General features: G+C 71.1%; 27 protein-coding genes and 1 riboswitch. Of the genes, 18 read left to right on the top strand and 9 right to left on the bottom strand.

Translation table 11 applies throughout. From position 1 onward, the window contains the following. Positions 1 to 16: 16 nt before the first annotated feature. On the bottom strand, positions 17 to 1,072 hold the full coding sequence (locus tag ACIBO2_RS07800; protein ID WP_397295916.1) for an MHYT domain-containing protein: 1,056 nt from the start codon (positions 1,070 to 1,072) through the stop codon (positions 17 to 19). 113 nt (positions 1,073 to 1,185) lie between these two features. Here ACIBO2_RS07800 and macS point away from each other — a divergent pair, with 113 nt between their 5' ends. The 3 genes from macS (at position 1,186) to thiI (ending at position 4,362) form a co-directional block, all read left to right on the top strand. Then, positions 1,186 to 2,289, top strand: coding sequence for a MacS family sensor histidine kinase (gene macS / locus ACIBO2_RS07795; protein WP_397295914.1), 1,104 nt, complete (start codon positions 1,186 to 1,188; stop codon positions 2,287 to 2,289). Between the two features lie 176 nt (positions 2,290 to 2,465). After that, on the top strand, positions 2,466 to 3,107 hold the full coding sequence (locus ACIBO2_RS07790) for a response regulator transcription factor (protein ID WP_358538482.1): 642 nt from the start codon (positions 2,466 to 2,468) through the stop codon (positions 3,105 to 3,107). 58 nt (positions 3,108 to 3,165) lie between these two features. Next, positions 3,166 to 4,362 carry a tRNA uracil 4-sulfurtransferase ThiI gene (thiI, locus tag ACIBO2_RS07785; protein WP_358538480.1) on the top strand — a complete coding sequence of 399 codons (1,197 nt, stop codon included), beginning with the start codon at positions 3,166 to 3,168 and terminating at the stop codon, positions 4,360 to 4,362. A 155-nt stretch (positions 4,363 to 4,517) separates the two neighbouring features. Here thiI and ACIBO2_RS07780 read toward each other — a convergent pair whose 3' ends face one another. Then, entirely contained in the window at positions 4,518 to 4,808 is a 291-nt protein-coding gene (locus tag ACIBO2_RS07780; protein ID WP_357945114.1) for a YiaA/YiaB family inner membrane protein, read from the bottom strand. 112 nt (positions 4,809 to 4,920) lie between these two features. Beyond that, complete coding sequence (gene aroF, locus ACIBO2_RS07775; RefSeq protein WP_358538477.1) at positions 4,921 to 5,952, bottom strand: 3-deoxy-7-phosphoheptulonate synthase; 1,032 nt, start codon at positions 5,950 to 5,952, stop codon at positions 4,921 to 4,923. Between the two features lie 257 nt (positions 5,953 to 6,209). On the opposite strand from aroF, the gene ACIBO2_RS07770 reads away from it, so the two are divergent. The 3 genes from ACIBO2_RS07770 to ACIBO2_RS07760 all read left to right on the top strand — a co-directional run bounded on the left by ACIBO2_RS07770 (position 6,210) and on the right by ACIBO2_RS07760 (position 8,821). Next, complete coding sequence (locus ACIBO2_RS07770; RefSeq protein ID WP_358538475.1) at positions 6,210 to 6,806, top strand: sulfite oxidase-like oxidoreductase; 597 nt, start codon at positions 6,210 to 6,212, stop codon at positions 6,804 to 6,806. Between the two features lie 44 nt (positions 6,807 to 6,850). Continuing rightward, on the top strand, positions 6,851 to 8,014 hold the full coding sequence (locus ACIBO2_RS07765) for a histidine kinase (RefSeq protein ID WP_358538472.1): 1,164 nt from the start codon (positions 6,851 to 6,853) through the stop codon (positions 8,012 to 8,014). Between the two features lie 66 nt (positions 8,015 to 8,080). Beyond that, the gene (locus ACIBO2_RS07760) at positions 8,081 to 8,821 is read left to right on the top strand and encodes a LytTR family DNA-binding domain-containing protein (RefSeq protein WP_357946337.1); all 741 of its coding nucleotides are present in this window, start codon (positions 8,081 to 8,083) and stop codon (positions 8,819 to 8,821) included. Positions 8,822 to 9,436: 615 nt separating this feature from the next. On the opposite strand, the gene ACIBO2_RS07755 is transcribed toward ACIBO2_RS07760, so the two are convergent. Further along, a complete protein-coding gene (locus tag ACIBO2_RS07755; protein WP_397295909.1) occupies positions 9,437 to 10,279 on the bottom strand; it encodes a deoxyribonuclease IV in 843 nt (280 codons plus the stop codon). Positions 10,280 to 10,434: 155 nt separating this feature from the next. On the opposite strand from ACIBO2_RS07755, the gene uraD reads away from it, so the two are divergent. The 9 genes from uraD (at position 10,435) to alc (ending at position 18,377) form a co-directional block, all read left to right on the top strand. Then, positions 10,435 to 10,920 (top strand): 2-oxo-4-hydroxy-4-carboxy-5-ureidoimidazoline decarboxylase, encoded by a 486-nt coding sequence (gene uraD, locus ACIBO2_RS07750; RefSeq protein ID WP_397295907.1) that lies wholly within the window; start codon positions 10,435 to 10,437, stop codon positions 10,918 to 10,920. After that, positions 10,917 to 11,219, top strand: a complete 303-nt coding sequence (uraH, locus tag ACIBO2_RS07745; RefSeq protein ID WP_358538853.1) for a hydroxyisourate hydrolase — start codon at positions 10,917 to 10,919, stop codon at positions 11,217 to 11,219. Before uraD ends, uraH begins: the two co-directional genes overlap by 4 nt. A gap of 3 nt (positions 11,220 to 11,222) precedes the next feature. Continuing rightward, complete coding sequence (pucL, locus tag ACIBO2_RS07740; RefSeq protein WP_358538464.1) at positions 11,223 to 12,095, top strand: factor-independent urate hydroxylase; 873 nt, start codon at positions 11,223 to 11,225, stop codon at positions 12,093 to 12,095. Positions 12,096 to 12,099: 4 nt separating this feature from the next. Further along, on the top strand, positions 12,100 to 12,960 hold the full coding sequence (locus ACIBO2_RS07735) for an FAD binding domain-containing protein (protein ID WP_397295905.1): 861 nt from the start codon (positions 12,100 to 12,102) through the stop codon (positions 12,958 to 12,960). Beyond that, positions 12,960 to 13,433 carry a (2Fe-2S)-binding protein gene (locus ACIBO2_RS07730; protein WP_358538458.1) on the top strand — a complete coding sequence of 158 codons (474 nt, stop codon included), beginning with the start codon at positions 12,960 to 12,962 and terminating at the stop codon, positions 13,431 to 13,433. The genes ACIBO2_RS07735 and ACIBO2_RS07730 overlap by 1 nt, the downstream gene beginning before the upstream one ends. Further along, on the top strand, positions 13,430 to 14,839 hold the full coding sequence (locus ACIBO2_RS07725; RefSeq protein WP_358538455.1) for an 8-oxoguanine deaminase: 1,410 nt from the start codon (positions 13,430 to 13,432) through the stop codon (positions 14,837 to 14,839). Before ACIBO2_RS07730 ends, ACIBO2_RS07725 begins: the two co-directional genes overlap by 4 nt. A 131-nt stretch (positions 14,840 to 14,970) precedes the next feature. Further along, positions 14,971 to 16,110 (top strand): glycerate kinase, encoded by a 1,140-nt coding sequence (locus tag ACIBO2_RS07720; RefSeq protein ID WP_358538453.1) that lies wholly within the window; start codon positions 14,971 to 14,973, stop codon positions 16,108 to 16,110. A gap of 11 nt (positions 16,111 to 16,121) precedes the next feature. Continuing rightward, on the top strand, positions 16,122 to 17,432 hold the full coding sequence (gene allB / locus ACIBO2_RS07715) for an allantoinase AllB (protein WP_397295902.1): 1,311 nt from the start codon (positions 16,122 to 16,124) through the stop codon (positions 17,430 to 17,432). Beyond that, complete coding sequence (gene alc, locus ACIBO2_RS07710; RefSeq protein WP_397295900.1) at positions 17,433 to 18,377, top strand: allantoicase; 945 nt, start codon at positions 17,433 to 17,435, stop codon at positions 18,375 to 18,377. It abuts the gene before it with no gap. 58 nt (positions 18,378 to 18,435) lie between these two features. Here the strand turns inward: alc and pknB are convergent, their stop codons facing one another. The 4 genes from pknB to ACIBO2_RS07690 form a co-directional block, all read right to left on the bottom strand. Further along, on the bottom strand, positions 18,436 to 20,367 hold the full coding sequence (gene pknB / locus ACIBO2_RS07705; protein WP_397295898.1) for a Stk1 family PASTA domain-containing Ser/Thr kinase: 1,932 nt from the start codon (positions 20,365 to 20,367) through the stop codon (positions 18,436 to 18,438). Between the two features lie 255 nt (positions 20,368 to 20,622). After that, entirely contained in the window at positions 20,623 to 21,378 is a 756-nt protein-coding gene (locus ACIBO2_RS07700) for a thiazole synthase (protein ID WP_357945153.1), read from the bottom strand. Continuing rightward, a complete protein-coding gene (thiS, locus tag ACIBO2_RS07695; RefSeq protein WP_225298594.1) occupies positions 21,371 to 21,571 on the bottom strand; it encodes a sulfur carrier protein ThiS in 201 nt (66 codons plus the stop codon). Before thiS ends, ACIBO2_RS07700 begins: the two co-directional genes overlap by 8 nt. Then, positions 21,568 to 22,788: an FAD-dependent oxidoreductase gene (locus ACIBO2_RS07690; RefSeq protein ID WP_358538444.1), complete on the bottom strand. Its 1,221-nt coding sequence runs from the start codon at positions 22,786 to 22,788 to the stop codon at positions 21,568 to 21,570. The genes thiS and ACIBO2_RS07690 overlap by 4 nt, the downstream gene beginning before the upstream one ends. Then, positions 22,778 to 22,894: riboswitch (TPP riboswitch) on the bottom strand. It overlaps the preceding gene by 11 nt. Before the next feature lie 58 nt (positions 22,895 to 22,952). Here ACIBO2_RS07690 and ACIBO2_RS07685 point away from each other — a divergent pair. From ACIBO2_RS07685 to thiE, 3 genes are read left to right on the top strand one after another with little or no spacing between them, the layout of a single operon-like run. Next, positions 22,953 to 24,116, top strand: a complete 1,164-nt coding sequence (locus ACIBO2_RS07685; protein WP_397295895.1) for an NAD(P)/FAD-dependent oxidoreductase — start codon at positions 22,953 to 22,955, stop codon at positions 24,114 to 24,116. 30 nt (positions 24,117 to 24,146) lie between these two features. Then, entirely contained in the window at positions 24,147 to 24,521 is a 375-nt protein-coding gene (locus ACIBO2_RS07680) for an Rv2175c family DNA-binding protein (protein WP_225298599.1), read from the top strand. Then, positions 24,499 to 25,134, top strand: a complete 636-nt coding sequence (thiE, locus tag ACIBO2_RS07675; RefSeq protein WP_358538438.1) for a thiamine phosphate synthase — start codon at positions 24,499 to 24,501, stop codon at positions 25,132 to 25,134. The genes ACIBO2_RS07680 and thiE overlap by 23 nt, the downstream gene beginning before the upstream one ends. A gap of 106 nt (positions 25,135 to 25,240) precedes the next feature. Here thiE and ACIBO2_RS07670 read toward each other — a convergent pair whose 3' ends face one another. Further along, the gene (locus ACIBO2_RS07670) at positions 25,241 to 26,308 is read right to left on the bottom strand and encodes a polyprenyl synthetase family protein (RefSeq protein WP_358538434.1); all 1,068 of its coding nucleotides are present in this window, start codon (positions 26,306 to 26,308) and stop codon (positions 25,241 to 25,243) included. Between the last annotated feature and the right edge of the window lie 29 nt (positions 26,309 to 26,337).

Here is a 26,337-nt window from a genome sequence, read left to right as displayed (position 1 = left end):
TCAGGTGATTTTGCAACTACCTTCGGCGAGGTTTGGAACGTGGCGAATTTTCCGGGAACCCTTGCTGGTGCGGGGATGTAGGCGCACCCAAGATCGGTTGCGGCTCGGGGACGGGGGCGCCGAAGACGGGTTGCGGCCGAGTGGGTTGCGGCTGAACGGGCCGTTGCTGGGCGGGCTGCCGGCTGTGTTGCTGTTGGACGGGTTGCCGCTGGGCGGGTTGCCGCTGGGCGGGTTGCTGTTGGACGGGCCGCGGGTGAAGGGGAATGGGCGCAGGGTAGGGCTGCGGCTGCTGGCTGGCACGCCGGCGCAGCTCCAGCCGGGCGACCAGCTCGGCGTCCTCGTGCAGTTCCTCCTCCGACGGCGACAGGATGACCATGAGCAGCATGGTCAGCGTGATCAGGCTGATCACGGTCATGAGCGGCACGAGGAAGTCGAGGGCGTCGGCGCCCGGCACGACGCTGGGCTCGGCGTCGACCGTGACGAGCATCGCGTACATGCCGGTGTAGTGCATGCCCGAGACGGCCACGCCCATGACCAGCGCCGCGCCGGCGATCCAGACAGGGCGCTTGACCCGCATCGTGAACCACAGGGCCACGGTCGCGGCGATCACGGCGATCGCGACGGAGGCGGCCACCACTTTTCGGTCATAGGAGACGTGCGCCGACATGTTCATCGCGTACATACCGAGGTAGTGCATGCTGGCCACACCGAGGCCGGTCAGCAGGCCGCCGCCGAGCAGGGCGAGCAGCCGGCCGCCGCCGTAGGAGACCAGGAACAGGCCGGTGCCGACGACCACGATGGCCACCACGGCGGAGGCGACGGTCAACGGCACGTCGTACTTGATCTGGGTGCCCTCGACCTCGAAGCCCATCATGCCGATGAAGTGCATGACCCAGATGCCGGTGCCGCCGATGGAGATGGCCGCCCCGATGAGCCACCGAATCCGCGAGGCGCCTCGCGAGGCGTGCGCCTGGGCGGTCAGCCGCAGTCCGAGCATCGACCCGATGCACGACATCACGTACGCGAGGAGCGGCGTGAGCGGGCCGTGGGTGAAATGGTTAACAGCGGACATTAAGTCAGTTTCCTTGCATTAGGGGTCACCGGATTGTGCCAGCTGGCCTGTCCGATTCACATAGATATCTCGACTATCTGTCAACCTGTAATGTCGGAACGTGAGAAGGGCTCATGGGGATCGAGAGGCCGTTCTGGCGCGCGATAGCGGTCTTCCGGGTCGCCTCGCTGCTCTACGCGGCGGTGTTGATGGCGCAGCACCGCGGCTACGCGGAGCCGCTCACGGGGTGGCTGGTGATCGGCGTCATGGGGCTGTGGACGGCCGCGGCGATCTTCGCGTACTCCGTCGAGGCGCTGCGCCGGTGGCCGCTGCTCGTGCTCGACCTGCTGGTGGCCGTGGCCTGCCTGATGGCTTCGCCGTACGTACAGGGCGCCCTCCAGCAGCCCGGTGAGGGCACCATGCCGGTCCCGGCCACCTGGATCGCGGGCCCGGTGCTGGCCTGGGCGGTGCACGGCGGCCGCCGGCTCGGCACGGTGGCCGCGGCCGTCGTGGCGGCGGCGGACCTGTGGCTGCGGATCCACGGGCCCGACGCGCCCGTCCTGATCAACGGCGCGGTGCTGCTGTTCATGACGGGCGTGGTGGTCGGGCACGTGGCGCGGCTGGCCAAGCGGGCGGAGGAGCGGATGCAACGGGCCGTCGAGATGGAGGCGGCGCAGCGCGAACGCGATCGGCTGGCGCGGGACGTGCACGACTCGGTCCTGCAGGTCCTGGCGCTGGTCCGGCGCCGCGGCCAGGAGCTGGGCGGCGAGGCGGCGGAGCTGGGCCGGCTCGCCGGGGAGCAGGAATCGGCCCTGCGCTCGCTGTTCATCCGGCCCGCCTCCCGGCCCGCTGGGGTGGCGGATCTGCGGGCGCTGCTCATGCGGTACGGCTCGGCGTACGTGACGGTCTCGACCCCGGCGACGGCACTGGCGTTGCGGGGGCCGGTGGCGGAGCAGACGGCGGCGGCCGTCGGGGCGGCCCTGGACAACGTCCGGGCGCACTGTGGGGCCACGGCGCGGGCGTGGGTGTTCGCCGAGTCGGGGGACGGCACGGTTACGGTCAGCGTCCGCGACGAGGGACCGGGGATTCCGGTCGGCCGTTTAGAGGAGGCCGCGGCGGCCGGTCGCCTGGGTGTCTCCCAGTCCATCCGCGGGCGCATCGAGGGGCTTGGCGGGAAGGTCTCGATCACCAGCGTTCCGGGGGAGGGCACAGAGATCGAGCTGACGGTCCCCGCCTAGGACCCTGGGTGGTTCGTCACGCGACTGCCTCGGGCCCCTGTGACGGTTCGTGGTGGCTGGGATCCTTTTGGGGGGGATACCCCCCCGGGGGAGCGGGAGAGGACGGTGGGTCCTCAGGGAGGGACGTCGGGGAGCGGAAGGAGACGGGTCGTCGTCGCGACCCTAGAGTGGCGGCCATGGTGCGGGTGATGGTGGTGGATGACCATCCGATGTGGCGCGACGGGGTTGCCAGGGATCTGGCCGAGGCGGGCTACGAGGTGGTCGCCGCCGTGGGTGAGGGGCGTCAGGCGCTACGCGTGGCCGGGGCGGTGCTGCCCGAGGTGGTGGTGCTCGATCTGCGGCTGCCCGACATGTCGGGGGCCGAGGTGGCCGAAGGGCTGGCCGGGATGGCGGTGCCGCCGAGGGTGCTGGTGTTGTCGGCCAGTGCCGAGCAGGACGACGTGCTGGACGCGGTCAAGGCGGGCGCTTCCGGATATCTGGTGAAGTCGGCGAGCCGGGAGGAGTTCCTCGACGCCGTACGGCGGACCGCGGACGGCGACGCGGTGTTCACGCCCGGCCTGGCCGGGCTCGTACTGGGGGAGTACCGGCGGCTCGCCGCCCAGTCCGCGCCGGCCGAGGGACCTCGGCTGACCGAGCGAGAGACCGAGGTGCTGCGGCTGGTCGCCAAGGGCCTGTCCTACCGGCAGATCGCCGACCGGCTCGTGCTCTCGCACCGGACCGTCCAGAACCACGTCCAGAACACGCTCCAGAAGCTCCAGCTCCACAACCGGGTAGAACTGGTGCGATATGCGATCGAGCAGGGGCTCGACGCGGACTAAACTCGGTGGGTCGAGGCATTGGCCTCGGCGCGTCCCCATCACTCCCGGAGGTTCTGCCATGTCGATGTCCGCCCTGGGCGAGCCGTGCGTTCTGCTCAAGCTGGGCGAGATCGTCCTCAAAGGTAAGAACCGCGACATTTTCGAACGCCGCCTGGTCGACAACATCCGCGAAGCCGTCAAGGAGCTCGGCCTCAAGCTCGACGTGCGCAAGCGGCACGGCGTCATCGCGATCTTCCTGCCCGACGGTGCCACGGCCGAACAGTCGGAGACCGTGGCCAAGCGCGTCGCCGACGTGCCCGGCCTGGTCTGGATCCACTCGGCCTGGCGGGTCGCCAAGGACCCCGACGCCGTGCTCAAGGCGAGCCTGGAGCTGGTGTCCGAGCGCGAGGAGGTCAAGCGCGGAGCGACGTTCGCGGTGCGCTCGCGCCGCCGCGACAAGCGCTTCCCGCTGCGCTCCAACGAGCTCGACCGGCTGGTCGGCGGCGCCATCAACGACGAGTACGGCCTGCCCGTCAACCTGAAGAACCCGGAGCTGACGATCTCCATCGAGGTCGACAAGGACGAGGTGTTCGTCTTCACCGGCGGCATCCCCGGCCAGGGCGGCCTGCCGGTCGGCAGCAGCGGCCGGGCGCTGGTGCTCATGTCGGGCGGCATCGACTCGCCGGTGGCCGCCTACCGGATGATGCGCCGCGGCCTGCACGTCGACTTCCTGCACTTCTCGGGCATCCCGTTCACCACGTCCGAGTCGATCTACAAGGCGTACGCGCTGGTCAGGAAGCTCGACCGGTTCCAGGGCCGGTCGCGGCTGTGGGTGGTGCCGTTCGGCAAGGCCCAGCAGTCGATCCGCACGTCCGGCCAGGACCGGCTCGCGGTGATCGCCCAGCGCCGGCTCATGCTCAAGACGGCCGAGGAGGTCGCGCACCGCATCCGCGCCGCCGCCCTGATCACCGGTGATGCCCTGGGCCAGGTCTCCTCCCAGACGCTGACCAACATCACGGCCCAGGACCACGCGGTCGAGCTGCCGATCCTGCGCCCGCTGGTGGGCTGGGACAAGACGGAGATCATGGCCGAGGCCCGGCGCATCGGCACGCTGGAGATCTCCGAGCTGCCCGACGAGGACTGCTGCACGCTGCTGGCCCCCAAGCGGGCCGAGACGCGCGCGAAGATCGAGGACCTCAAGCAGATCGAGAAGCGGCTGGACGCCGAAGAGCTGGCCGTCCAGCTCGCCGACTCGATCCAGGAATACAAGCTCTGAGCCGGCGAGGGAGTGCCGTCGTCTGGAGGAGGAGCCCGCGAGGGAGTGCCGTCGTCTGGAGGAGGAGCGCCGGGAGCGTAGCGACCAGAGCGACGGGGGAAGGCGGCGGCGTTTGGCGACCGAGCCGCCTCACGGAGTGCGGCAAATAAGCACGGTCAGGACGCGTCCACCCTGAACGGGTCGTGCTCGGCGAGCAGCTTGTCCAGGCGGGCCTGGTCGACGCGGGTGCTGACCCCCGACAGCTCCTGACGGTCGCGTACGACCTTGCTGAGGGTGATGGTCGAGGTGATGACGTACAGGACGCCCAGGGCGAGGAAGGCCCTGATCCACCCGGAGGCCGGGAGGTAGACCAGGGCGAGCACCACGGACGACACGGAGACCCCGAACGACAGGATGGCCTGGACGTAGTAGGCGGTGGTCTGGGTGGGTTGGATGGGCTTCGTCATGTCGACCATCATCAGACTGGGCGACATGTCGGCACATGGGGTTACGTACTCAAGTTACTCATGAGTACGGCCGACCGGGCGCGTGGTGCCGGCCGTACTCATCCCAGGCGGATCAGACCGTCAGCGCGGCGGCGGCGCTCTTGCCGAGCAGCGGCGGGAAGTCCCGCATGACCTGGGCCAGCTCGCCCAGATCGGTGTCGACCAGCGCCTGCGGACCGTCGACGATCGCCTGCTCGGGATGCGGGTGCACGTCGATGATGACGCCGTCGGCGCCCACGGCGATCGCCGCCCGCGTCAGCGGCAGCACCAGGCCACGCTGGCCGCCCGAGTGCGACGGGTCGACGATCACCGGCAGGTGCGACAGCCGCTGCGCCACCGGCACCGCCGAGACGTCGAGGGTGTTGCGCGTGGCGGTCTCGAACGTCCGGATACCGCGCTCACACAGCACGATGTCGAGGTTGCCGCGCCGCGCGATGTACTCGGCGGCCATCAGCCACTCCTCGATCGTCGAGCTCATGCCGCGCTTGAGCATGACCGGCCGGCCCGCGGCGCCGACCGCCTGCAGCAGCGCGAAGTTCTGCGCGTTGCGGGTGCCGACCTGCAGCATGTCCGCGTACGAGGCGACCAGGGCGACGTCCTGCGCGTCGACCACCTCGGTGACGATCGGCAACCCCGTCTCCTCGCGCACGTCAGCGAGGATGCGCAGGCCCTGCTCGCCCAGCCCCTGGAAGGCGTACGGCGAGGTGCGGGGCTTGAAGGCGCCGCCGCGCAGCAGGGTCGCGCCCGCCGCCATGGCCATCCTGGCCGCCTCCAGCGTCTGCTGGGGCGTCTCCACCGCGCACGGCCCCGCGATCAGCGTCACGGTGCCGGGGCCGATCGGCACGCCGCCCACGTGGACCGTGGAGCGTTCGGGATGGTTCTCCCTGCTCACCAGCTTGTACGGGGTGCTCACCCGCATCACCTCGCGCACCCCCGGCATGCCCCGCAGGCTCGCCTCGTCGAGCTGGGTCACATCGCCCACCAGCCCGACGATCGTGCGCCGTACACCCCTGCTCACGAACGCCTCTACCCCGGCCGCCTGGACGACCGCGACGATCGACGCGATGTCATCCCCGGTTGCCTCCTGGCCCATCACGATCACCATCTGCTGCTCCTTTGATCAAGCGCGGAAAAAGCCCTGGAAACGCCGAAAGGCCCCGGGTCCATGTGGACCCGGGGCCTTTCGTTCGCCTGTCTGCTAGCGCAGCGTCAGGTGGCGAACGGACACGGGTCCGTCGCCATACCAAAACACGAACGCTTTACGCATAGTCGCCATCGTAGCGCACCGCACCCGCGCGCAAGGCAGACACAGGCCGATGGCAGGATGGCCCAAGACCACGGAAACCGGCGAGGGGAGTGTACGTGGAGGAATCGCGGCTGCCTCCGGGCCAGTACGTCCCGCGCGGCCGGCCGGTGATCCACTACGGCAGGGTGCCGCAGTTCCGGCCCGAGAGCTGGGACTTCCGTGTCTTCGGAGCCACCGCCTCGGGCGAGGAACACCGCTTCACCTGGCCGGAGTTCGAGAGCCTGCCCCGCACCGGCGTCATCGCGGATTTCCACTGCGTCACCAAGTTCTCGATCATGGGCAACGAGTGGCGGGGCGTCAGCCCGGCGACGATCGTCGCGGCGGCCCCGCCCGACCCGGGCGTGCGGCACGTGATGATCTGGGCCGAGTACGGCTACAGCGCCAATCTCCGGATGTCCGACTTCATCGCCTCGGACACGCTGTTCGCCATGGAGCTGGACGACAAGCCGATCAGCGCCGACCGGGGCTTCCCCGTACGCGCCGTCGTGCCCCATCTGTACGCCTGGAAAAGCGTCAAATGGGTGCGGGCCATCGAGTATCTCCTCGAAGATCGCCGAGGCTTCTGGGAGGAACGCGGCTACCACAACGTGGCCGATCCCTGGCGCGAGCAACGCTACTCCTACCAGGAAGAACCCGGGGAGGGCCCTCCGTAGGGTTTCCGCCCGAACACGGTCCGTTGTTGGCTACGGTTGCCCGCATGTCGACCACCGCGTGCGTGGTGCTGTCCTGCCTGACCTTCGTCCTCGGCTACGTCGTCGCCCTGGTGCCGCGGGGACGCCGGGAGCCGCGCGAGCCGTCCGGGCCTCCCGCGGGTGACTGGAGGGACGAGGCGACCTACACGGCGCTGCACATCGCGGCCCTGGCGGCACCCTCGCTGCGCGCCGGGCTGAACCGCGACTCGGCTCGCAAGGCGGTACGCCATCTGCACGCCCTGCTCGGCACCTACGCCGTCGCGATCACTTCGACCGAGGCGGCGCTGGCCTGGGACGGCCCGTGCACCGACGAGGTGCTCACCTACGCGCGCACCGCGCTGGCGTCCGGGCGGCCGCAGGTGTTCGCCGGGGAGCCGTACGGCGCGGTCGTGGTGCCGCTGCTCGTCGACGGCAAGCTCGTCGGCACGCTGGCGGCCTTCGACCAGGAGGTGAGCGCGGCGCTGGTGCGCACTGTCACCGAGGTCGGCCGGTGGGTGTCGGGCCAGCTGGAGCTGGCCGAGCTCGACACCTCGCGGCGGCGCGCGCTGGAGGCGGAGATGCGCGCCCTGCGGGCGCAGATCTCGCCGCACTTCATCTACAACGCGCTGACCACGATCGCCTCGTTCGTCCGCACCGATCCGGCGCGGGCCCGGGAGCTGCTGCTGGACTTCGCCGACTTCGCCCGTTACGCGCTGCGCCGGGCGCATGACTTCACCACCCTGGCCGACGAGCTGACCTGCGTCGACCGCTACCTGCTGCTGGAGCGGGCGCGTTTCGGCGACCGGCTGCGCTTCAGCGTGCAGGTGGCGCCGGAGGTGCTGCCGGTGCCGGTGCCGTTCCTGTGCCTGCAACCGCTGGTGGAGAACGCGATCAAGCACGGCATGGGCAGCCGCGGCGGTGTCGGGCAGGTCCGCGTGGTGGCCCGCGACGCCGGGCCGGAGGCGCACATCACCGTCGAGGACGACGGCACCGGCATGGATCCGGAGCACGTCAGGCGGGTGCTCGACGACGACCCGAGGCGCGAGGGCAACGGCATCGGCCTGGCCAACGTGGACGTGCGGATGCGCCAGATCTACGGCGACGGCTACGGGCTGGTGGTGGAGACGGCGCTGGGCTCGGGCACCACCGTGCGGCTCCGCGTGCCCAAGTCGCGCCTCAGCTCTCTGTAGTCAATTATTCGCGCTGCGTGCGCAAGTGGGTTGTGACCTCAGCGTTATTAAGGCAGCGTGGTGGTCATGCTGCGTGTGCTGGCCGTCGACGATGAGGTGCCCGCTTTGGAAGAACTGGCCTACTTGCTGCGCAAGGACGCCAGAGTGGAACGGGTCACGACCGCGAGCGACGGCGTCGCGGCCCTGCAGGAGATGGTCCAGATGATCGGGACCGGCGAGCGGCTCGACGGGGTGTTCCTCGACATCCGGATGCCCGGCATCGACGGGCTCGACCTGGCCAAGCTCGTCGGCGGATTCCCCAGCCCGCCCAGGCTGGTGTTCGTCACGGCGCACGAGGATTGCGCGGTGCGGGCGTTCGAGCTGGAGGCCGTCGACTACCTGCTGAAACCGGTCCGGGCCGAGCGGCTGGCCGAGGCGGTGCGCAGGCTGGAGGTGGCCGTGGCGCCGCCCGCCGAGCCGGCCCTCGACGACGTGATCCCGGTTGAGCTGAGCGGGATCACCAGGTTCGTCCCGCAGCAGGCGGTCTGGTACGCCGAGGCGAAGGGCGACTACGTACGCCTGCACACGGTCGACGGCAGCTACCTCGTCCGCATGTCCCTGGCGGCGCTGGAGCGGCGCTGGGCCGACGCGGGGTTCATCCGGGTGCACCGCAGCACCCTCGTCTCCGCCAGGCACGTGAGCGAGCTCAGGTTCGAGGGCGGCAGGGTGATGCTGACCGTCGGCACCCAGACGCTCCAGGTGAGCAGGCGGCACAGCCGCCAGGTGCGCGAGCAGCTGGTACGCCAGCATCGCGGCGCCATTTCCTAGCCCGTCACCGACCCGTTGTGCCGCCCGTTTCCCGGGTGGGGTGGGCGTGAACGCGGGGAGTGTGAACGGCCGCCCGCGCGGTTCGCCGCGCCGGGCGATTTCTCCGTGATGGTGGCGAGTTCCCTGGTCACACCGGGTCGGGTGGCTCTGTGGCGTCCGGACGGCCGTCGTGTCCGGGATCGCGGGGCCGCGGAAGTGACCGTTCGTCGTGCCGGAACCGCCGTTCGTCGTACCAGCACGCTCCGTATGGCGATGACTACAGACCGTTCGACGAGCTGTCCGTAAACGGGGGTTCGCCCGCAAGATCGCGACCGTAGTGTTTGCGCATCGGAAGCCACCCGGCGCATCGGGGGGGACGAGCCGAAAGGCTCGCTGATTAGTCTGATGCGTCGGATCCTCCGGTGACCGCGCAGGTCACCACGGCTGTCGGGCCCTCTACCGGGGGGCAGGGCCCGCCTGCCGAGCACGTGTGGGACGCCCGCTGTGGCCGCGGAAAGGACCGCGATCCGGCTTACGGGGGTGGCCGGATCGCGAGAGCGGGCGTCCCGACACGTGCGCCAAGGCCCAACAGGGCCGACTCACGTGCACCAACGCTCAGCTGGGCCTGGCGCAGAGCTACGGCTCGTCGCGGAGCTTCTTGAGGGTGGCGATGTCCTCGCGGTGCTTGTCGGCCTTCCCCGGCGTCTCGATGCAGATCGGTACGCCCGCCACGGCTGGGTGCCGCATCAGGTCGGCGAACGGCTGGGCGCCGATGTGCCCCGCGCCGATGTTCTCGTGGCGGTCCTTCTTCGAGCCGCACACGTCCTTGGAGTCGTTGGCGTGGATCAGCTTCAGCCGCCCCGGCGCGATCGCGTGCAGCGCGTCGAACGTCTCCTTGACCCCGCTCGCCGCGACCAGGTCGTGCCCGGCCGAGAACGCGTGGCAGGTGTCGAGGCAGATGCCGGCCCGCGGGTGCCAGTCGAGCGCCGCCAGGTAGGGCTCCAGATCCTGCACCGTGGCGCAGAGCATCGCCCCCTGGCCCGCCATCGGCTCCAGCAGCAGGTCGGGGCCGCCCTCGGGGATCTCGTCGAGCAGCGGCAACAGGTGCTCGCGCAGCTGGCGCATCGCGTCGTCGCGCGGCTGCGTCACCGCCGAGCCCGTGTGCACCACGACTCCCTTGGCGCCGACCTCGGCGCCGCGGCGCAGCGTGTAGCGGACGAGCGCGATGGTGCCGGCCACCGTCTCGGGGTTGGGGGAGCCGAAGTTGGCCAGGTAGGGCACATGCACGAAGGTATCGACACCCGAGGCGGCCAGCGCGGCGTCCTCTTCGGGCTTGCCCGGCGTGAGCGCCCAGGCGCGCGGGTTGGTGACGAACACCTGGATCATCTCGGCGCCGATCTCGGCCATGTACGCGAGACCGCCCGTCGCCAGGCCGCCCGCGACGGAGACGTGCCCGCCGATGAGAGAGGTTGGGGTCATGATGCCTAACAGTTTAGGCGGGCGGCGGAGCGGGCCGGCCGGACGGGATATGCGGCGAGCTTGGAGCATGACACGAAAAGTCCTAGCCAACCGCTGGGCCACTTGAGAGTTCTTGCGGATGGACCGGGCACCAGGCGGGTGTGTGTACTGCTGCTATGCCCAACACGCTCACCGGTCTGGCCGGGTTCAACGCCCGGGAGGACATCGAGGCGGAGCTGCTCGCCTGCTGCGCCTCCCGCGCCTTCGCCAGGTCCGTCGCGACCCGGCGCCCCTACAGTGACCCGGACCGCCTCGCCGCCGCCGCGGACGCGGCCGTACGCGACCTGGCCTGGCCCGACGTACTCGAAGCGCTCAGCGCCCACCCCAGGATCGGGGAGCGCGCCGAGAGCGCCTGGTCCAGGCAGGAGCAGTCGGGCGTGGAGGACGACACGCGCGCCGAGCTGGCCGAGGGCAACCGGGCCTACGAGGACCGTTTCGGCCACGTCTACCTGATCTGCGCCACCGGCCTGACGGGCGTGGAGATGCTGGCCAGGCTGCGCGAACGCCTGCTCCACGACGAGGAGACCGAACGCGCCACCGTTCGCGACGAGCTGGCCAAGATCACCAGGCTGCGGCTGGTCAAGCTGCTGGAGGGGTCCTGATGAGCTTCTCCACGCACGTCCTGAACGCCGTCACCGGCCGCCCCGCGGCGGGAGTGGCCGTACGGCTGGAGTACGAGGGCCAGGTCGTGGCCGACGGCCGCACCGACGCCGACGGCCGGATCAAGGGCTGGAACCCCGGCGCCGGCGTCCACCGGGTGGTCTTCGACACCGGCGCCTACCTGGCCGACACGTTCTACCCCGAGGTCGTCATCACCTTCACCGTGACGGACCCGGCCGCGCACTATCACGTGCCGCTGCTGCTCAGCCCGTTCGCCTACTCCACCTACCGAGGGAGCTAGAACGTGCCCGACGTCATCCTGGGGCCCAACCGCTACGGCAAGGCGGAGACCAGGCTCGTCCGTGTCGTCCGGGAGGGCGACGTCCACCACCTCAAGGACCTGAGCGTCAGCTCCTCACTCTCCGGCGACATGACGGCAGTCCACCTGACCGGCGACAACGCCACCGTGCTGCCGACCGACTCGCAGAAGAACACCGTCTACGCCTTCGCCAAGAAGCACGGCGTCGACCAGATCGAGGACTTCGCGCTGCTGCTGGCCAGGCACTACGTCGCGTCGCAGCCGTCGATCGACCACGCCAGGGTGGAGATCGAGGAGTACGCCTGGGAGCGGATCGGCGGCGACCGGCCGCACTCGTTCGCGCGCAAGGGCGGCGAGGTGCGCACCTGTGTCGTCCACCATGACCGGGACGGCCGCACCACCGTGGTCTCCGGCCTGAAGGACCTGGTCGTGCTCAACTCGACGGGCTCGGAGTTCCACGGCTACATCCAGGACGAGTACACCACGCTGCCGCCGACCACCGACCGCGTCCTCGCCACCGCCGTCGCCGCCCGGTGGCGCCACGCTTCAGAAGGGTCCGCGTACGGCAAGTCGTACGAGGAGGTCCGGCGCTGCCTGCTTGAGACGTTCGCCGACACGCACAGCCTGTCGCTGCAGCAGACGCTGTACGCGATGGGAAAACGGGTACTGGACACCCGAGGCGAGGTCTGCGAGATCAGGTTCGCGATGCCGAACAAGCACCACTTCCTGGTGGATCTCTCGCCGTTCGGCCTGGACAACGACAACGAGGTCTACTTCGCGGCCGACCGCCCCTATGGCCTGATCGAGGGCGGCGTACTGCGCGAGGACGCCCCTGACGCCGCATTCGCCTGGGAGTAGAACGATGGAATTCCTGCGCCCCACGACATGGGACGAGGCGCTGGCCGCCAAGGCGGACCGGCCCGGGGCCGTGCCCATCCAGGGTGGCACCGACGTGATGGTCGAGATCAACTTCGACGCGCGACGGCCGGAGGCGCTGCTGGACCTGACCCGCGTGCCCGAGTTGCGTACCTGGTCCCTGGAGGACGGCCGCTACCGGGTGGGGGCCGCCGTGCCGTACACCACGATCATCGAGGAGCTCGGCGGCCCGCTGCCGGGACTGGCGCAGGCGTCGCGGACGGTCGGCTCGCCGCAGATCCGCAACCGCGGCTCGGTCGGCGGGAACCTCGGCGCGGCCTCGCCCGCCGGGGACAGCCACCCGCCGCTGCTGGCCGCCGGGGCGGTGATCGAGGTGGAGTCGCGCGACGGCGGCGTCAGGATGATCCCCGCGCACGAGTTCTACCGTGGCGTCAAGCGGTCCGCGCTGCGGCCGGATGAGCTGATCAGGGCCGTCCACCTCGAACCCGCCACCGGCCCCCAATACTTCTCCAAGGTCGGCACCCGCAACGCCATGGTCATCGCGGTGTGCTCGTTCGCGGTCGCGCTGCATCCCGGGGAGAGGCGGGTCGGCACCGGCCTCGGATCGGCCGCGCCCACGCCGCGCAGGGCGCTGGAGGCCGAGGAGTTCCTGCGCCGCGAGCTCGACTGGAACGCCCGGCTCGACCCCGCCGTGCTGAAGCGGTTCGGCGAGCTGTGCGCTCAGGCCGCCTCGCCGATCGACGACGTGCGCGGCACCGCCGACTACCGCAGGCACGCCATCGGCGTGATGGCCCGCCGCACGCTGACCTGGGCCTGGAACGACTACCGAGGAAGGAGGGCCGCCTGATGCGCGTCACCTTCACCGTCAACGGCCGCGAGGAGTGCGCCGACGACGTGTGGGAGGGCGAGAGCCTCCTGTACGTGCTGCGCGAACGGGTCGGCCTGCCCGGCTCCAAGAACGCCTGCGAGCAGGGCGAATGCGGATCGTGCACGGTCTACCTCGACGGTACGCCGGTCTGCGCCTGCCTGGTCGCCGCCGGGCAGGCCGAGGGCCGCCAGGTGCGTACCGTCGAGGGCCTGGCCGACGGCGACCGGCTCGACCCCGTGCAGGAGGCGTTCGTCGAGAGCGGCGCCGTACAGTGCGGCTTCTGCACGCCCGGTCTGATCGTGCAGACGCACGACCTGCTCGAGCGCGTCGACCGGCCGTCAGACGCGGAGATCCGCGAGGCCCTCGCGGGGAACCTGTGCCGCTGCACCGGCTACGAGAAGATCCTGGACGCGGTACGGCTGGCGGCGGAGCGAAAGGCGGTGACCAGGTGACCTCTCCGACGCAGCCCGGCTCTGTGCAGATCGACAACGTCTACATCGCGCCTGTTGCCGGGCCGGAGGTCGAGTCCGGATATATCCGTATCGAGGGTGATCTGATCACCGGCCTCGGCCCCATGGCCGATGCGCCCGCCACCCCGCCGGCCACCCGGATCGACGGCACCGGCTGCCTGGCCACGCCCGGCCTGGTCAACACCCACCACCACCTCTACCAGTGGGCCTCGCAGGGCCTGGCCCAGGACGCGACCCTGTTCGAGTGGCTGGTGACCCTCTACCCCGTGTGGGCCGCCATGGACGCCGAGGTCGTCAGGGGCGCGGCCGGGGCGGGGCTCGGCCACCTGGCCCTGTCCGGCTGCACCACCTCCAGCGACCACCACTACGTCTTCCCCAAGGGCCGCGGCGACCTGCTCGCCGCCGAGATCGAGGCGGCGCGCGAGCTGGGCATCCGCTTCCACCCGGCACGCGGCTCCATGGACAGGGGCGAGTCGCAGGGCGGCCTGCCCCCGGACGTCGTCGTCGAGCGGCTCGACGAGATCCTCGCCGCCACCGCCGAGGCCGTCGACGTCTACCACGACCCGTCGTTCTCCTCGAAGCTGCGGATCGCGGTGGCGCCCTGCTCGCCGTTCTCGGTGAGCGGTGAGCTGATGACCGAGGCCGCCGCCCTCGCCCGCGACCGGGGAGTCCGCCTGCACACCCACCTGGCCGAGACGCTGGACGAGGAGGAGCACTGCCGCGCGCAGTTCGGCATGCGGCCCGTCGAGTACATGGACAAGCTCGGCTGGCTCGGCCCCGACGTCTGGTTCGCGCACGCGGTGCACCTCAGCGACTCCGACATCGGCAAGCTCGCCGCCACCGGCACCGGCTCCGCGCACTGCCCCTCCTCGAACGGCCGGCTCGGCGCCGGGATCGCCAGGGTCTCGGAGATGCTCCGCCGCGGCGCGAACGTCGGCCTCGGCGTGGACGGCAGCGCCTCCTCGGAGCTGACCACGCTGTCCGGCGAGATGCGGCAGGCACTGCTGTTCCAGCGAGCCGTGTACGGTTCGGGCGCACTGACCGCCCGGCAGGCCCTCGAACTCGCCACGCTCGGCGGAGCCCGCAACCTCGGCCGTGAGGGCGAACTGGGCACGCTGGAGGCGGGCAAGCTCGCGGACATCGCGCTGTGGCGGGTGGACGGGCCGTTCGCCTCGGCGGTGACCGACCCGGTCTGCCGCCTGGTCTTCGCCACCCGCCAGCCGCCGCTGGCCCGGCTGCTGGTCGGCGGCGAGACGGTCGTCGAGGACGACGAGCTCAGGACAGTCGCCCATGACGCCGTCGGCCGCGCGGGGGTTGAGGCCCACCGCCGCCTGATCAGGCTGGCCGAGAAGCATGGCATCACCGCCGCCAAGGAGATCCACCGGTGACCATGCCCGTCTGTCGAGAATCACGCACCGGACGCCAGTTCGAGGCGTCATCCGCCGGGATGTGATGATGAATCGTCGCGTCTCCCCGGAGGCGGGGCCGTTCGCCGTTCGTCACCGTGTGGGAGTTCGTAGTGGTTGAGCATGTGCTCGTTGCCCCCGACAAGTTCAAGGGGTCGCTGACCGCCGCCGAGGTGGCGGCCCATGTGTCGGCGGGGCTGGGCGTTCCGGCGATAGAGCTGCCGGTGGCCGACGGGGGAGACGGCACCGTGGACGCGGTCGTGGCCTGTGGCTTCACGCGCGTCTCCCGCCAGGTCACCGGGCCCACGGGCGAGCCCGTCCAGGCTTCGTACGCGCGGCGCGGAGACACCGCCGTCGTCGAGCTCGCCGAGGCGTCCGGCCTGCGCCGCCTTCCCGGCGGGCTCGAGCCGCTCACCGCCACGAGCTACGGCACCGGCGAGCTCATCGCCGACGCGATCCGCCAGGGCGCCAAGCGCGTCGTGCTGGGCCTGGGCGGCAGCGCCTGCACCGACGGGGGCGCGGGCATGGCGCAGGCGCTCGGCGCCCGCTTCCTCGACGCTCAGGGCGACGAGCTCGAGTACGGCGGAGCCGCCCTGGGCAGGCTCGACCGCATCGACATCTCCGGTTTCACGGATATGTCGGGCATTGAGGTAGTGGTGGCCAGCGACGTCGACAACCCGCTCCTCGGTCCGCACGGCGCCGCGGCGGTCTACGGTCCGCAGAAGGGCGCGACCCTGGAGGACGTGCCGGTCCTGGACCGGGCGCTCGGCCGCCTCGCCGCCGTCGCCACTCGTACACACGGTCTCGCGGGCGCCGTCGAGCACGACGACATGCCCCGCCCGATGGGCGTCGCCGGGGCTCCGGGCGCGGGGGCCGCGGGTGGCGTGGGGTTCGCGGCGCTGGCGTTCCTGCACGCCGAGGTTCAGCCGGGCATCGACTACCTGCTCGACCTGCTCGGGTTCGGTGAGCACGTCAAGGGAGCCCGTCTGGTGATCACCGGCGAGGGCTCGCTGGATGAGCAGTCGCTGCGCGGCAAGGCCCCTGTCGGCGTCGCCCAGGCGGCCGCCCGGGCGGGCGTGCCGGTGGTCGCCGTGTGCGGTCGCCGTACCCTGTCCGACGCCGAGCTCCGGGCGGCCGGCATCGAGGCCGCCTACGCCCTCACCGACCTGGAGCCCGACCCGGCCCGCTGCATGGCCGACGCCGCCGCGCTCCTCGAACGCCTGGCCGCCAAGCTCGCCGCCGACCGCCTCTGACCGGAGTTGATATGAGCGGCTATGACCTCGTGGTTCGATCGCGCAGGACCGTCACGCCCGACGGTGAGCGGGCCGCCTCGGTGGCCGTCCGTGACGGCCGGATCGCCGCGGTCGGCTCGTACGGTGAGGCCATCGAGGCGGCCGAGGACATCGACCTGCGTGACCTCGCGCTGCTGCCCGGCCTGGTCGACACCCACGTGCACGTCAACGAGCCGGGCCGTACGCACTGGGAGGGGTTCGCCTCGGCCACCAGGGCGGCCGCCGCCGGCGGGGTCACCACGATCGTGGACATGCCGCTCAACTCGCTCCCGCCCACCGTCACCGTGGACGCGCTCGACGCCAAGCTGCGCGCCGCCGACGGGCAGTGTCACGTGGACGTCGGCTTCTGGGGCGGCGCGATCCCCGGCAACGTCAAGGACCTGCGCCCCCTGCACGACCGCGGGGTCCACGGTTTCAAGTGCTTCCTGTCGCCGTCGGGCGTGGAGGAGTTCCCGCCGCTCAGCCCTTCGGAGGTACGCCAGGCGCTCACGGAGCTCGCCGGGTTCGACGGCCTCATGGTCGTACACGCCGAGGACCCGGCGTTGCTGGCCGAGCCGGCGGGCCCGACGTACCGCGAGTTCGTGGACTCCCGGCCGGGCGCGGCCGAGCGCAGCGCGGTCGAGCAGGTGATCCGGCTGGCCAGGGAGACCGGCGCCCGGGCGCATATCCTGCACGTCTCCAGCGCCGACTGCCTGGAGCCGCTGGCCGCCGCCCAGGCCGAGGGGGTACGCGTCACCGCCGAGACCTGTCCCCACTACCTGACCCTGGCCGCCGAACAGGTGCCCGAGGGCGAGACCGCCTACAAGTGCTGCCCGCCGATCCGCTCCGCCGCCAACCGCGACCGGCTCTGGGGCGGGCTGGCGAGCGGCGTGCTGAGCTGCGTCGTCTCCGACCACTCGCCCGCACCGGCCGACCTCAAGGTGCCCTCGTTCGCGGCGGCCTGGGGCGGCATCGCCTCGCTCCAGCTCGGCCTGCCGGCCGTGTGGACCGAGGCGTCGCGCCGCGGTCACGGGCTGGCCGACGTGGTGCGCTGGATGTCCACCCAACCAGCCGCTATGGCCCATATTTCTGGGAAAGGCGCGATAAAGGTGGGCAACGATGCTGATCTGGTGGCTTTCGATGCCACGGCCGTCAACCCGGTCGACGCGGCCCGGCTCCACCACAAGAACCCGGTGACGCCCTACCACGGCCACCTCCTCAAGGGCGCCGTCCTTACCACCTGGCTCCGCGGCCGGCCCACCGACGGCGTACCGCACGGAGCCTTCCTGTTGGGAGAGCAGTAGATGCCCGGCTTCACCGACCTGCCCGACCTCGCCCTGCGCAGCCTCGGCGGCTCGGTGGTCGCCGCCAGCGACGAGTCCTTCGCCGAGAAGGAGAGCCTGATCCGGCCGGGACGCCCCGGCTTCCAGGCGGAGACGTTCGGCAGCAAGGGCCAGGTCTACGACGGCTGGGAGACCCGGCGCCGGCGCGAGCCCGGCCACGACTGGGCGATCGTCCGGCTCGGCCTGCCGGGGGTCGTCCGCGGCGTGGTGATCGACACGGCCTGGTTCAAGGGCAACTACCCGCCCCACGCCTCGGTCGAGGCCGTAGCCGTGGACGGCTACCCGTCGCCCGCCGAGCTCGCCGACGCTGACTGGGTGGAGATCGTGCCGAGGAGCGACCTCAAGGGGGACGCCGAGCACGCTTTCGAGGTGACCGACGACTCCCGTTACACGCACGTCCGGCTGAACATGTATCCCGACGGCGGGATCGCCCGGCTGCGCGTGCACGGCGAGGTACGGCCGGACCTGTCCCTCTACGACGGGCTCAGCCTCGACCTGGCCGCCCTGGCGAACGGGGGGCGGGTCATCGCCTGCTCCAACGAGTTCTACTCGGCGCCCGACAACGTCCTGGCCCCCGGCCTGGCCCGCCACCAGGCGGAGGGCTGGGAGACCGCGCGGCGGCGCGAGGCCGGGAACGAATGGCTGGTCATCCGGCTCGCCGCGCGCGGCGTCATCCGGCTGGCCGAGATCGACACCACGAACCTGCTGTTCAACGCGCCCGGCTGGGTGTCACTGACCGGCTACGACGGTGACCGTGAGGTCGAACTGCTGGCCAGGACGCGGCTGCAGCCCGACACCCCGCACCGGTTCCGTCTGGAGCACGCCGGGCCGGTCACGCGGGTGCGCGTCGACATCTATCCCGACGGGGGGCTGGCAAGGGTCCGGCTACACGGCAACCTCGCCTGACGGCCCTCGCCTGGCCGCCGCCCGGCCGTCGGGTCACTGCCAGAGGACGATTGCCGGGTTACTGCCAGAGGACGACCACCGCGCCGGGCGGCCGCTCGCTGTTGCCCGCCGGGCGCTGGAACCGTACGACTCCATCCTTCGTGAGCTTGCGGATCTGCACCTTGAAGCCGAGCCCCTGTAACTCGTTCCTGGCGTCGTTGACGTTCTTGCCCACCACCGACGGGACGAGCTGGAACTCCTGGTCGTCACGCGCCTCGTTGTCCTCGTTGTCACCGCCGAACCAGTCCCAGAAGTCGGTCTGGCACCGGGCCACCGTGATCATGGCCTGCGCGCCCTTGTTGACCTCGGCCTTGGCCTTGGGCGCCTGCGCGATCACCGTGCACGGCTCGGCCCGGTCGTCGACCTCGTTGACCTGCACCTGGAAGCCCTGGGTGCCGAGGTAGCTGGCCGCCTCGTCCTTGGGCATGCCGCTGACGTCGGGCATCACGAGCCCCGCGCTGACGTAGAGGTTGACCTTCGAGTTCTCCTTGACCTTCTCGCCCACGTCGGGCGAGGTGCGGATCACCTTGCCGCGGTCGATCTCCTGGTTGGCCTGCCGGCTGACGCGGTTGACGTCGAGCCCGGCCTTGCCGATCGCGGTGCGGGCCTCGGGCTCGGTCATGCCCTCGACGTTGGGCACCAGCACCCGCTTCGGGCCCAGCGAGGGCACCAGCGTGAGGGCCGCGCCCCGTTCGACCTCGACGTTGCGTCCCGGGTCGGTCCTCAGTACGAGGCCCTCGGCCACCTTCTCGTCGTGCTGGCCGGGCGCCGTCTTCACCTGGAAGCCCTGGGCGGAGGCGGCCTTCTGGGCAACCGCCAGGTCACTGCCGACCAGGTCGGGCACCGGCACATACGTGGTCTGCGAGAAGTACCAGCCCGTCAGCGCCACCGCCACCACCATGACCGCGGCGAGCGCGACCAGGAACCAGTTGGGCTTGAAACCGGCGCGCCGCGCGGGCAGCTCCTCGCGCGGCTGGATCATCGTGTGGTTCGGCACCACCTGCGTCATCGCGTGCGGCGCGGTGGCGGGGCCGGCGCTCGGCATCGAGTAGGGCATGGGGCGCACGCCGGACGCCCCCGCGTGCGTGGGCGGCGTCGTCGTACGGGGCAGCATGCGGTGCGCGTCGACGGCGGCCACCAGCATCGCGGTCGCGTCGGCGGGACGGTCGTCGGGGGAGCGGGCCGTGGCGTGCGTCACCAGCGTGTCGATCAGCGGTGGCACCTCCGGCACCACGGAGGACGGCGGCGGCACGGTGTCATGGACGTGGCGGTAGGCCACCGACATCGGCGTCTCGCCGTCGTAGGGCTGCTCGCCGGTCACCAGCTCGAACAGCATGATGCCCGCCGCATAGACGTCGCTGCGCACGTCGGCGCCGCCGGTCATGACCTGCTCGGGCGACATGTAGCCGATCGTGCCGATCATCACGCCGGTGCGGGTCTGGTTGGTCGCCTCGATCGCTCGGGCCAGGCCGAAGTCCACCACCTTGACCCGGCCGTCGTCGGTGAGCAGGACGTTCTCGGGCTTGACGTCGCGGTGCACCATGCCGGCCTGATGGGCCGCGCCCAAGGCCGCGAGCACCGGTATCATGATCTCCAGCGCCTCGCGGGCGGGCAGCCTGCCCCGGTCGCGCAGGGTGTCGCGGAGCGTCTTGCCGGGGACGTACTCCATCGACAGATAGACCACGTCACCGTCGGTGCCCTGGTCGAAGACGTGCACCACGTTGGGGTGCGAGAGGCTGGCCACAGACTTGGCCTCGCCGATGAACCGCCGCACGAACGCCGGGTCCTCGGCGAGCGAGCGATGCATGACCTTCAGCGCGACCGTGCGATCAAGCCGGACGTCGAGCGCCAGGTAGACGGTCGCCATACCGCCCCGCGCGATCCGGGACTCGATGCGATAACGCCCATCGAGCAGCCGTCCGACGAGAGGGTCCGCTGTCGTCGTGTCCACCCCGCTGAGTTTACGGGCGTTTTGCCACTGGCAAGGCCTGACCATCCGAAACCGATGCCGAGCCGTGCTCGTTGGAACGCGCCTATCTGGAACATAACCGGACATATCCTGTTTCGCCGGTTCCGCGTGATGTCGGTGACTACGGGTCTGTCCGGGGCCCCCGCGTGGCTACGGACCCGTCGGGGGTCTCCGCGTGGCTACGGACCCGTCGGGGGTCTCCGCGTGGCTACGGAGCCGTCCGGGGTTTTCGCGTGGCTATGGGCCCGTCGGGGAGGATGCCTCCGCGTAGCGGCGGCGGGGGATGCGGCCCGCCTGGTGGGCGAGCCGGCCCGCCTGGACGGCCGCTCTCATGGCCGTCGCCATCAGCTCCGGCCGCTGCGCCCTGGTGACGGCCGTGGCCAGGAGTACGGCGTCGCAGCCCAGCTCCATCGCCAGAGCGGCGTCGCTGGCCGTACCGATGCCCGCGTCGAGGATGACCGGCACCGAGGCCGCCTCCACGATGAGCTCGATGTTGTGCGGGTTGCGGATGCCGAGGCCCGAGCCGATCGGCGCGCCGAGCGGCATCACCGCCGCACATCCGGCCAGCTCCAGGCGACGCGCCAGCGCCGGGTCGTCCCCGATGTACGGCAGCACCACGAACCCGTCGGCCACCAGCCGTTCGGCCGCGTCGAACGTCTCGATCGGGTCCGGCAGCAGCGTCCGCTCGTCGGCGATGACCTCGAGCTTGACCCAGTTCGTGCCGAGCGCCTCCCTGGCCAGCCGGGCGGTCAGCACGGCGTCGCCCGCGGTGAAACAACCAGCGGTGTTGGGCAGGACCTTGATGCCGCGTTCGCGCAGCACGTCGAGCACCGAGCCGGGCGCACTGGGGTCGAGCCGCCGCATGGCGACGGTCGTCAGCTCGGTGCCGGACGCGACCAGCGCCTGGTCGAGCACCTCCAGCGACGGGGCGCCACCGGTGCCCATGATGAGCCGGGAGGAGAACTTCTCTCCGGCTATGAGGAGATCATCCACCTTGCACCGCCGTCAGCACTTCCATCCGGTCGCTGTCGCCGAGCGCCGTCGTCTCCCAGGCGCTCCGCGTCACCACCTCGTCGTTCACGGCCACGGCCACGCCGGTCGTGGCCGTGGTGAGCGTGAGTACGGCCTGCGCCACGGTGGTGCCGTCGGGCACCTCGTGCGGGGCCCCATTGATGGTCACATTCATGAAATATCCCGATACCTCAGCGGCGAGCACAGCTCCGCGAGCTCGCTCTCCTCGCCCAGCAGAATGGCCGCCGTGAGCGGAGCCAGCAGCACCCCGCCCCGATGATGCCCAGTGGCCAGCACCAGCCCTGGCGTCCCGCTGGGCCCGATGAGCGGGACGTTGTCCGGTGTGCCCGGCCGCAGCCCCGCCACCACGTCGACGATCTCCAGCTCGGTGACGCCCGGCACCAGCTCGTGGGCGTCCCGCAGCAGCTCGTACAGTCCGCCCGCCGTCACCCTCGTGTCGAACCCCAGCTCCTCCTGGGTCGCCCCGACCACCAGCTCACCGTCACCCCTCGGCACCAGGTACACGGATTTCCCGTGGACCGTCCCGCGTACGCACCTGCCGAGCAGGGGCTGGGGGGAACGCAGCCGCATGATCTGCCCCTTGACCGGCCGTACCGGGACATCGACCAGCCCGGCACTCCACGCCCCGGCCGCCAGCACGACCCGCTCGCCCCGGATCTCATCGGGAATGTCCGCCTGCGGGCGGCTCTGGTCCGGGGGTGCGAGGCGTACGCCCACCACCTTGTCATCGTCCTGGACGTCGCCGTCCTGGAGCAGTTCGCTGACGCGAGCCCGGACGAGGGGGACGCCCAGGCGGTCGAGTGCGGCCAGGAGCGCGGCGGTGACCCGGCGCGGGTCCACCCAGGCGTCTCCACGGGCCAGCAGCCCACCGCGTACGGACGGCGCCAGCATGGGCTCCAGCCGACGGCACTCGCGCCCGGTCAGCCGCTCGACCGGTAGCCCCAGCTTCTCCATGAACGCGGCCAGCTCACCGAGCGCCGCCAGATCGTCGGCCCCGAACGCCACGGCCAGCGTCCCGTCGACCCGGAAGTCCAGCCCGGCCCGCGCGGCCTCACTGAGCCCGCTCACGACCGCTTCAGACGCCCCGGCCTCGTCAAGGCGGTTGGCGGCGGGTTTCGTACCGGCGTCGAGGCCGGCGTCGGTGGCGAGTTCGGAGGCGAAGGACGGCCAGCGGCGCAGTGCGGCGAGGCCCAGTCGGAGCAGCGGCTCCTCCGTGTAGGTGACCTCGCTCACCGGCGCCAGCATGCCCGCCGCCGCGTGCGAGGCCCCAGTGGCCGGAGCCGGATCGACCACGGTGACCGGCCGCCCCGAGCGGGACAGGCGCCAGGCGATGGACAGCCCGATGATCCCGCCGCCTACGACGATGTCCACGTCCGCTCCCTTCGCCGGCATGATCCGGATCAGGTGTCTTGCGGTCGAAGGCCCGGTGCAGCCTTCCTCTCAGCCCGGTAACGGCCGGACTCCCGCGCGTCTTACGTCTCCACCCTACGGCCTCGGCGCGACGTCCCGGCACGGGCCCCGTTATGGTCTTGAACGTGAATCATGTGGTGGTGGCAGGCGCCGGTCTGGCCGGTGTACGGAGTGTCGAGGCGCTGCGCGCGAAAGGGTTCGACGGCAGGATCACGCTGATCGGGCAAGAGCGGCACCGGCCGTACGACCGGCCACCCTTGTCGAAGGCGGTCCTGTCCGGCAGCAGCGACTCCAGCTTCGTCGACGCCGACCTCGCCGTGCTGGAGGTGGACTTCTGGCCGGGCGTCTCGGCCAAGGCGCTGCGTCCCGGCGTCGTGGAGACCACCGAGGGCGAGCTCGGCTACGACGGCCTGGTGATCGCCACCGGCGCCGAGCCGATCACGCTGCCCGGCGACGGCCGTCAGCATGTGCTGCGCACCCTCGACGACGCGCTTGAGCTGCGCGCCCGGCTCGTCAAGGGCGCCCACGTGGTGATCATCGGCGCCGGTTGGATCGGCGCCGAGGTGGCCACCGCCGCCCGCCGAGCCGGCTGCGAGGTGACCGTGATCGAGGCGGGCCCCGCCCCGCTCGCCCAGGCGGTCGGCCCTGAGATCGGCGCCCGCACCCAGGGCTGGTACGAGGGCATCGACCTGCGGCTGAACACCCTGGTCGGCTCCGTGGACGACGGCGGCGTCACACTCGCGGACGGAAGCCTCATCGAGGCGCACGTGGTCGTCACCGGCGTCGGAGTGCGCCCGACCGTCGGCTGGCTCGCGGGCTCCGGCGTCGACCTGGACAACGGCGTCGTCACCGACGAACACCTGCGCACCTCCCTGCCGAACGTCGTGGCCGTGGGCGACTGCGCCGCCTGGTGGTCGCGCCGGTTCGAGACCAGGCTGAGGGTCGAGCACTGGGACGCCGCGCTCAACTCGCCCGAGGTGGCCGCCGCCACGCTGCTGGGTGTCGAGGCCGCCTACGACCCGGTGCCCTATTTCTGGTCCGAGCAGTTCGGCCACATGGTCCAGTACGCGGGCCACCACCCGGCCGGAGATCGTCTCCTCTACCGAGGCGAACTCGGCGGAAAATGGTCGGCCTGCTGGCTCACCTCGGACGACACCCTGGCCGCGGTACTCGCCGTGGACCGGCCCCGAGACCTCGTCCAGGGCCGCAGAATCATCGAAGCCGGACACCGCGTAGACGCCGAACGCCTGGTAGATCCCGACCTCTCCCTACGGGACTGTGTTGTTTGAGCAAGCACGCCATGTGGTAGTTGTGGTTTCGTGACGCTTTCTGTTGCGCAGATCGACCGGGAGACCGACCAACTCGTCGCCGAGTGGCTCACTCTCCCCGAAGTGGCCGCGCGCCTAGACCTTTCGATAGGGCGGGCCAAGCAACTCCTCAAGGATCGGAAACTGCTCGGTGTGCGCCGGGGTGGTGGTGGGCCACAAGTGCCCGCGGTGTTCCTTGACGGAAAGGACGTGATGAAGGGTCTGCCCGGCACACTCTCCGTGCTGCGCGACTCCGGTTACGACGACATCGAGTCGCTGCGCTGGCTCTTCACTCCCGACGACTCCCTGCCCGGCTCGCCCGTCGACGCCATCAGGGCCGGTCGCCATACCGAGGTCAAGCGGCGTGCCCAAGCTCTCGCTTTCTGACGCCCGTCTCTACCTCTGCACGGACGGCCGTCGCGAACGCGGTGACCTGGCCGAATTCCTCGACGCGGTGCTGGCCGCGGGCGTGGACATCGTCCAGTTGCGGGAGAAGGGCCTGGAGGCGCGCGAAGAGCTCGCGCTCCTTGAGGTCTTCCGCGACGCCTGCGACCGGCACGGCCGGCTGCTGGCGGTCAACGACCGGGCCGACATCGCCTACGCCGCCCGGCCCGACGTGCTCCACCTGGGGCAGGACGATCTTCCGGTGAAGGTCGCGCGAGAGATACTCGGCGACGACGTCTTCATCGGACGGTCCACCCACTCCATCGCCGAGGCGTCCGCCGCGGCTGTGGAGGAGGGCGTCGACTACTTCTGCTGCGGTCCCGTCTGGCCGACGCCGACCAAGCCGGGCCGCCACGCGCCGGGGCCATCGCTGCTCCGGCACGCGGCCTCGCTCGGCACCGGGCGGCCGTGGTTCGGCATCGGCGGCATCGACCTGGGCAATCTCGACCAGGTCCGGTCGTACGGGGTCGAACGGGTCGTGGTGGTACGCGCCATCACGGAGGCCGACGATCCGGGCGCCGCGGCAGCGGAGTTCGCCAAGCGCCTGGCCGGCTGACAGACGCGCGCGAGCGCCGCCTGGCGCCCGCCGCACTCAGCTCATGCGTGAGGCGGCGGTGCGTACGCGCGGCCTCTCAGGCGTGCCTGAGGGGCAGTGTGGTGACTCAGGTCGTGCGTGAGGTGGCGGCCACGGCCAGGTCGGACAGGGCCGCGCGGGCCTCCGGTGTGATGGGCGCCTTGCCGAGGAACGTCAGCGCCTCGCCGAGGTAGTCGCCGATCATGTCCTCGCACTGGCGCAGCGCCCCGGTGCCCTCGATGATGCCCCGCAGCACGGCCACCCCGTCCTCGTCGAGTCCGGGGTCGCCGAGCAGGGCGCGCACGGTCTCGGCGTCGCCGGGTGCGGCCGCGGCCAGCGTCCGGGCGACGAGCATCGTCCGCTTGCCCTCGCGCAGGTCGTCGCCCGCCGGTTTGCCGGTCTGCGCCGGGTCGCCGAACACGCCCAGGATGTCGTCGCGCAGCTGGAAGGCGATGCCGACCCGCCGGCCGTACTCCATGCAGAGCTCGTCCATCCACGGCTCCAGGCGGCCGGCGGCGAGCACCAGGCCGAGGCGGAGCGGTTGTTCGACGGAGTATTTGCCGCTCTTGTAGAGAGCGACACGCAGGGCGGACTCGAAGGTGTTCTCGCCGTGCGCCTGCTCCAGCAGGTCGAGATATTGGCCACACATCAGCTCGGTGCGCATGTGGTCGTGCACCGGCTGGGCCGCCGACAGGGACTCGGGCGGCAGGCCGCTGCTGCGCCACATCTCGCCGGACCAGATCAGCAGCAGGTTGCCCAGCAGGATCGCCGCGCCCTCGCCGAACTGCTCCGCCGAGCCGTGCCAGCCCGACTTCTCGTGGATGGCCTCGAAGCGGCGGTGCGCGGACGGCATGCCCCTGCGCAGGTCGCTCTTGTCCATCACGTCGTCGTGCACCAGCGCGCTGGCCTGGAGCAGCTCCAGCGAGGCGGCGGCGGTGAAGATCCCGGGCACGTCGGTGCCGCCCGCGCCCCGCCATCCCCAGTAGCAGAAGGCCGGGCGCAGCCGCTTGCCGCCGGACAGCAGGTCTTCGGCGGCCGAGCGGAGCGGCTCGAGCTCGGTGTCGCCGGGGACGGGCAACTGCCGTCGGACGAACGTCCGCAGCGCGGCGTCCACCTTGGCACGCAGGGCGTCCAGGCTCGCGGCGTCAGTGGTCATGCATCTGAGACTAGTGGCCGGGAGGCCGA

This window comes from Nonomuraea sp. NPDC050022, from assembly GCF_044460705.1.
In the GTDB taxonomy this organism is placed as follows: domain Bacteria; phylum Actinomycetota; class Actinomycetes; order Streptosporangiales; family Streptosporangiaceae; genus Nonomuraea.
This window is presented reverse-complemented; position numbering and strand designations above follow the sequence as displayed.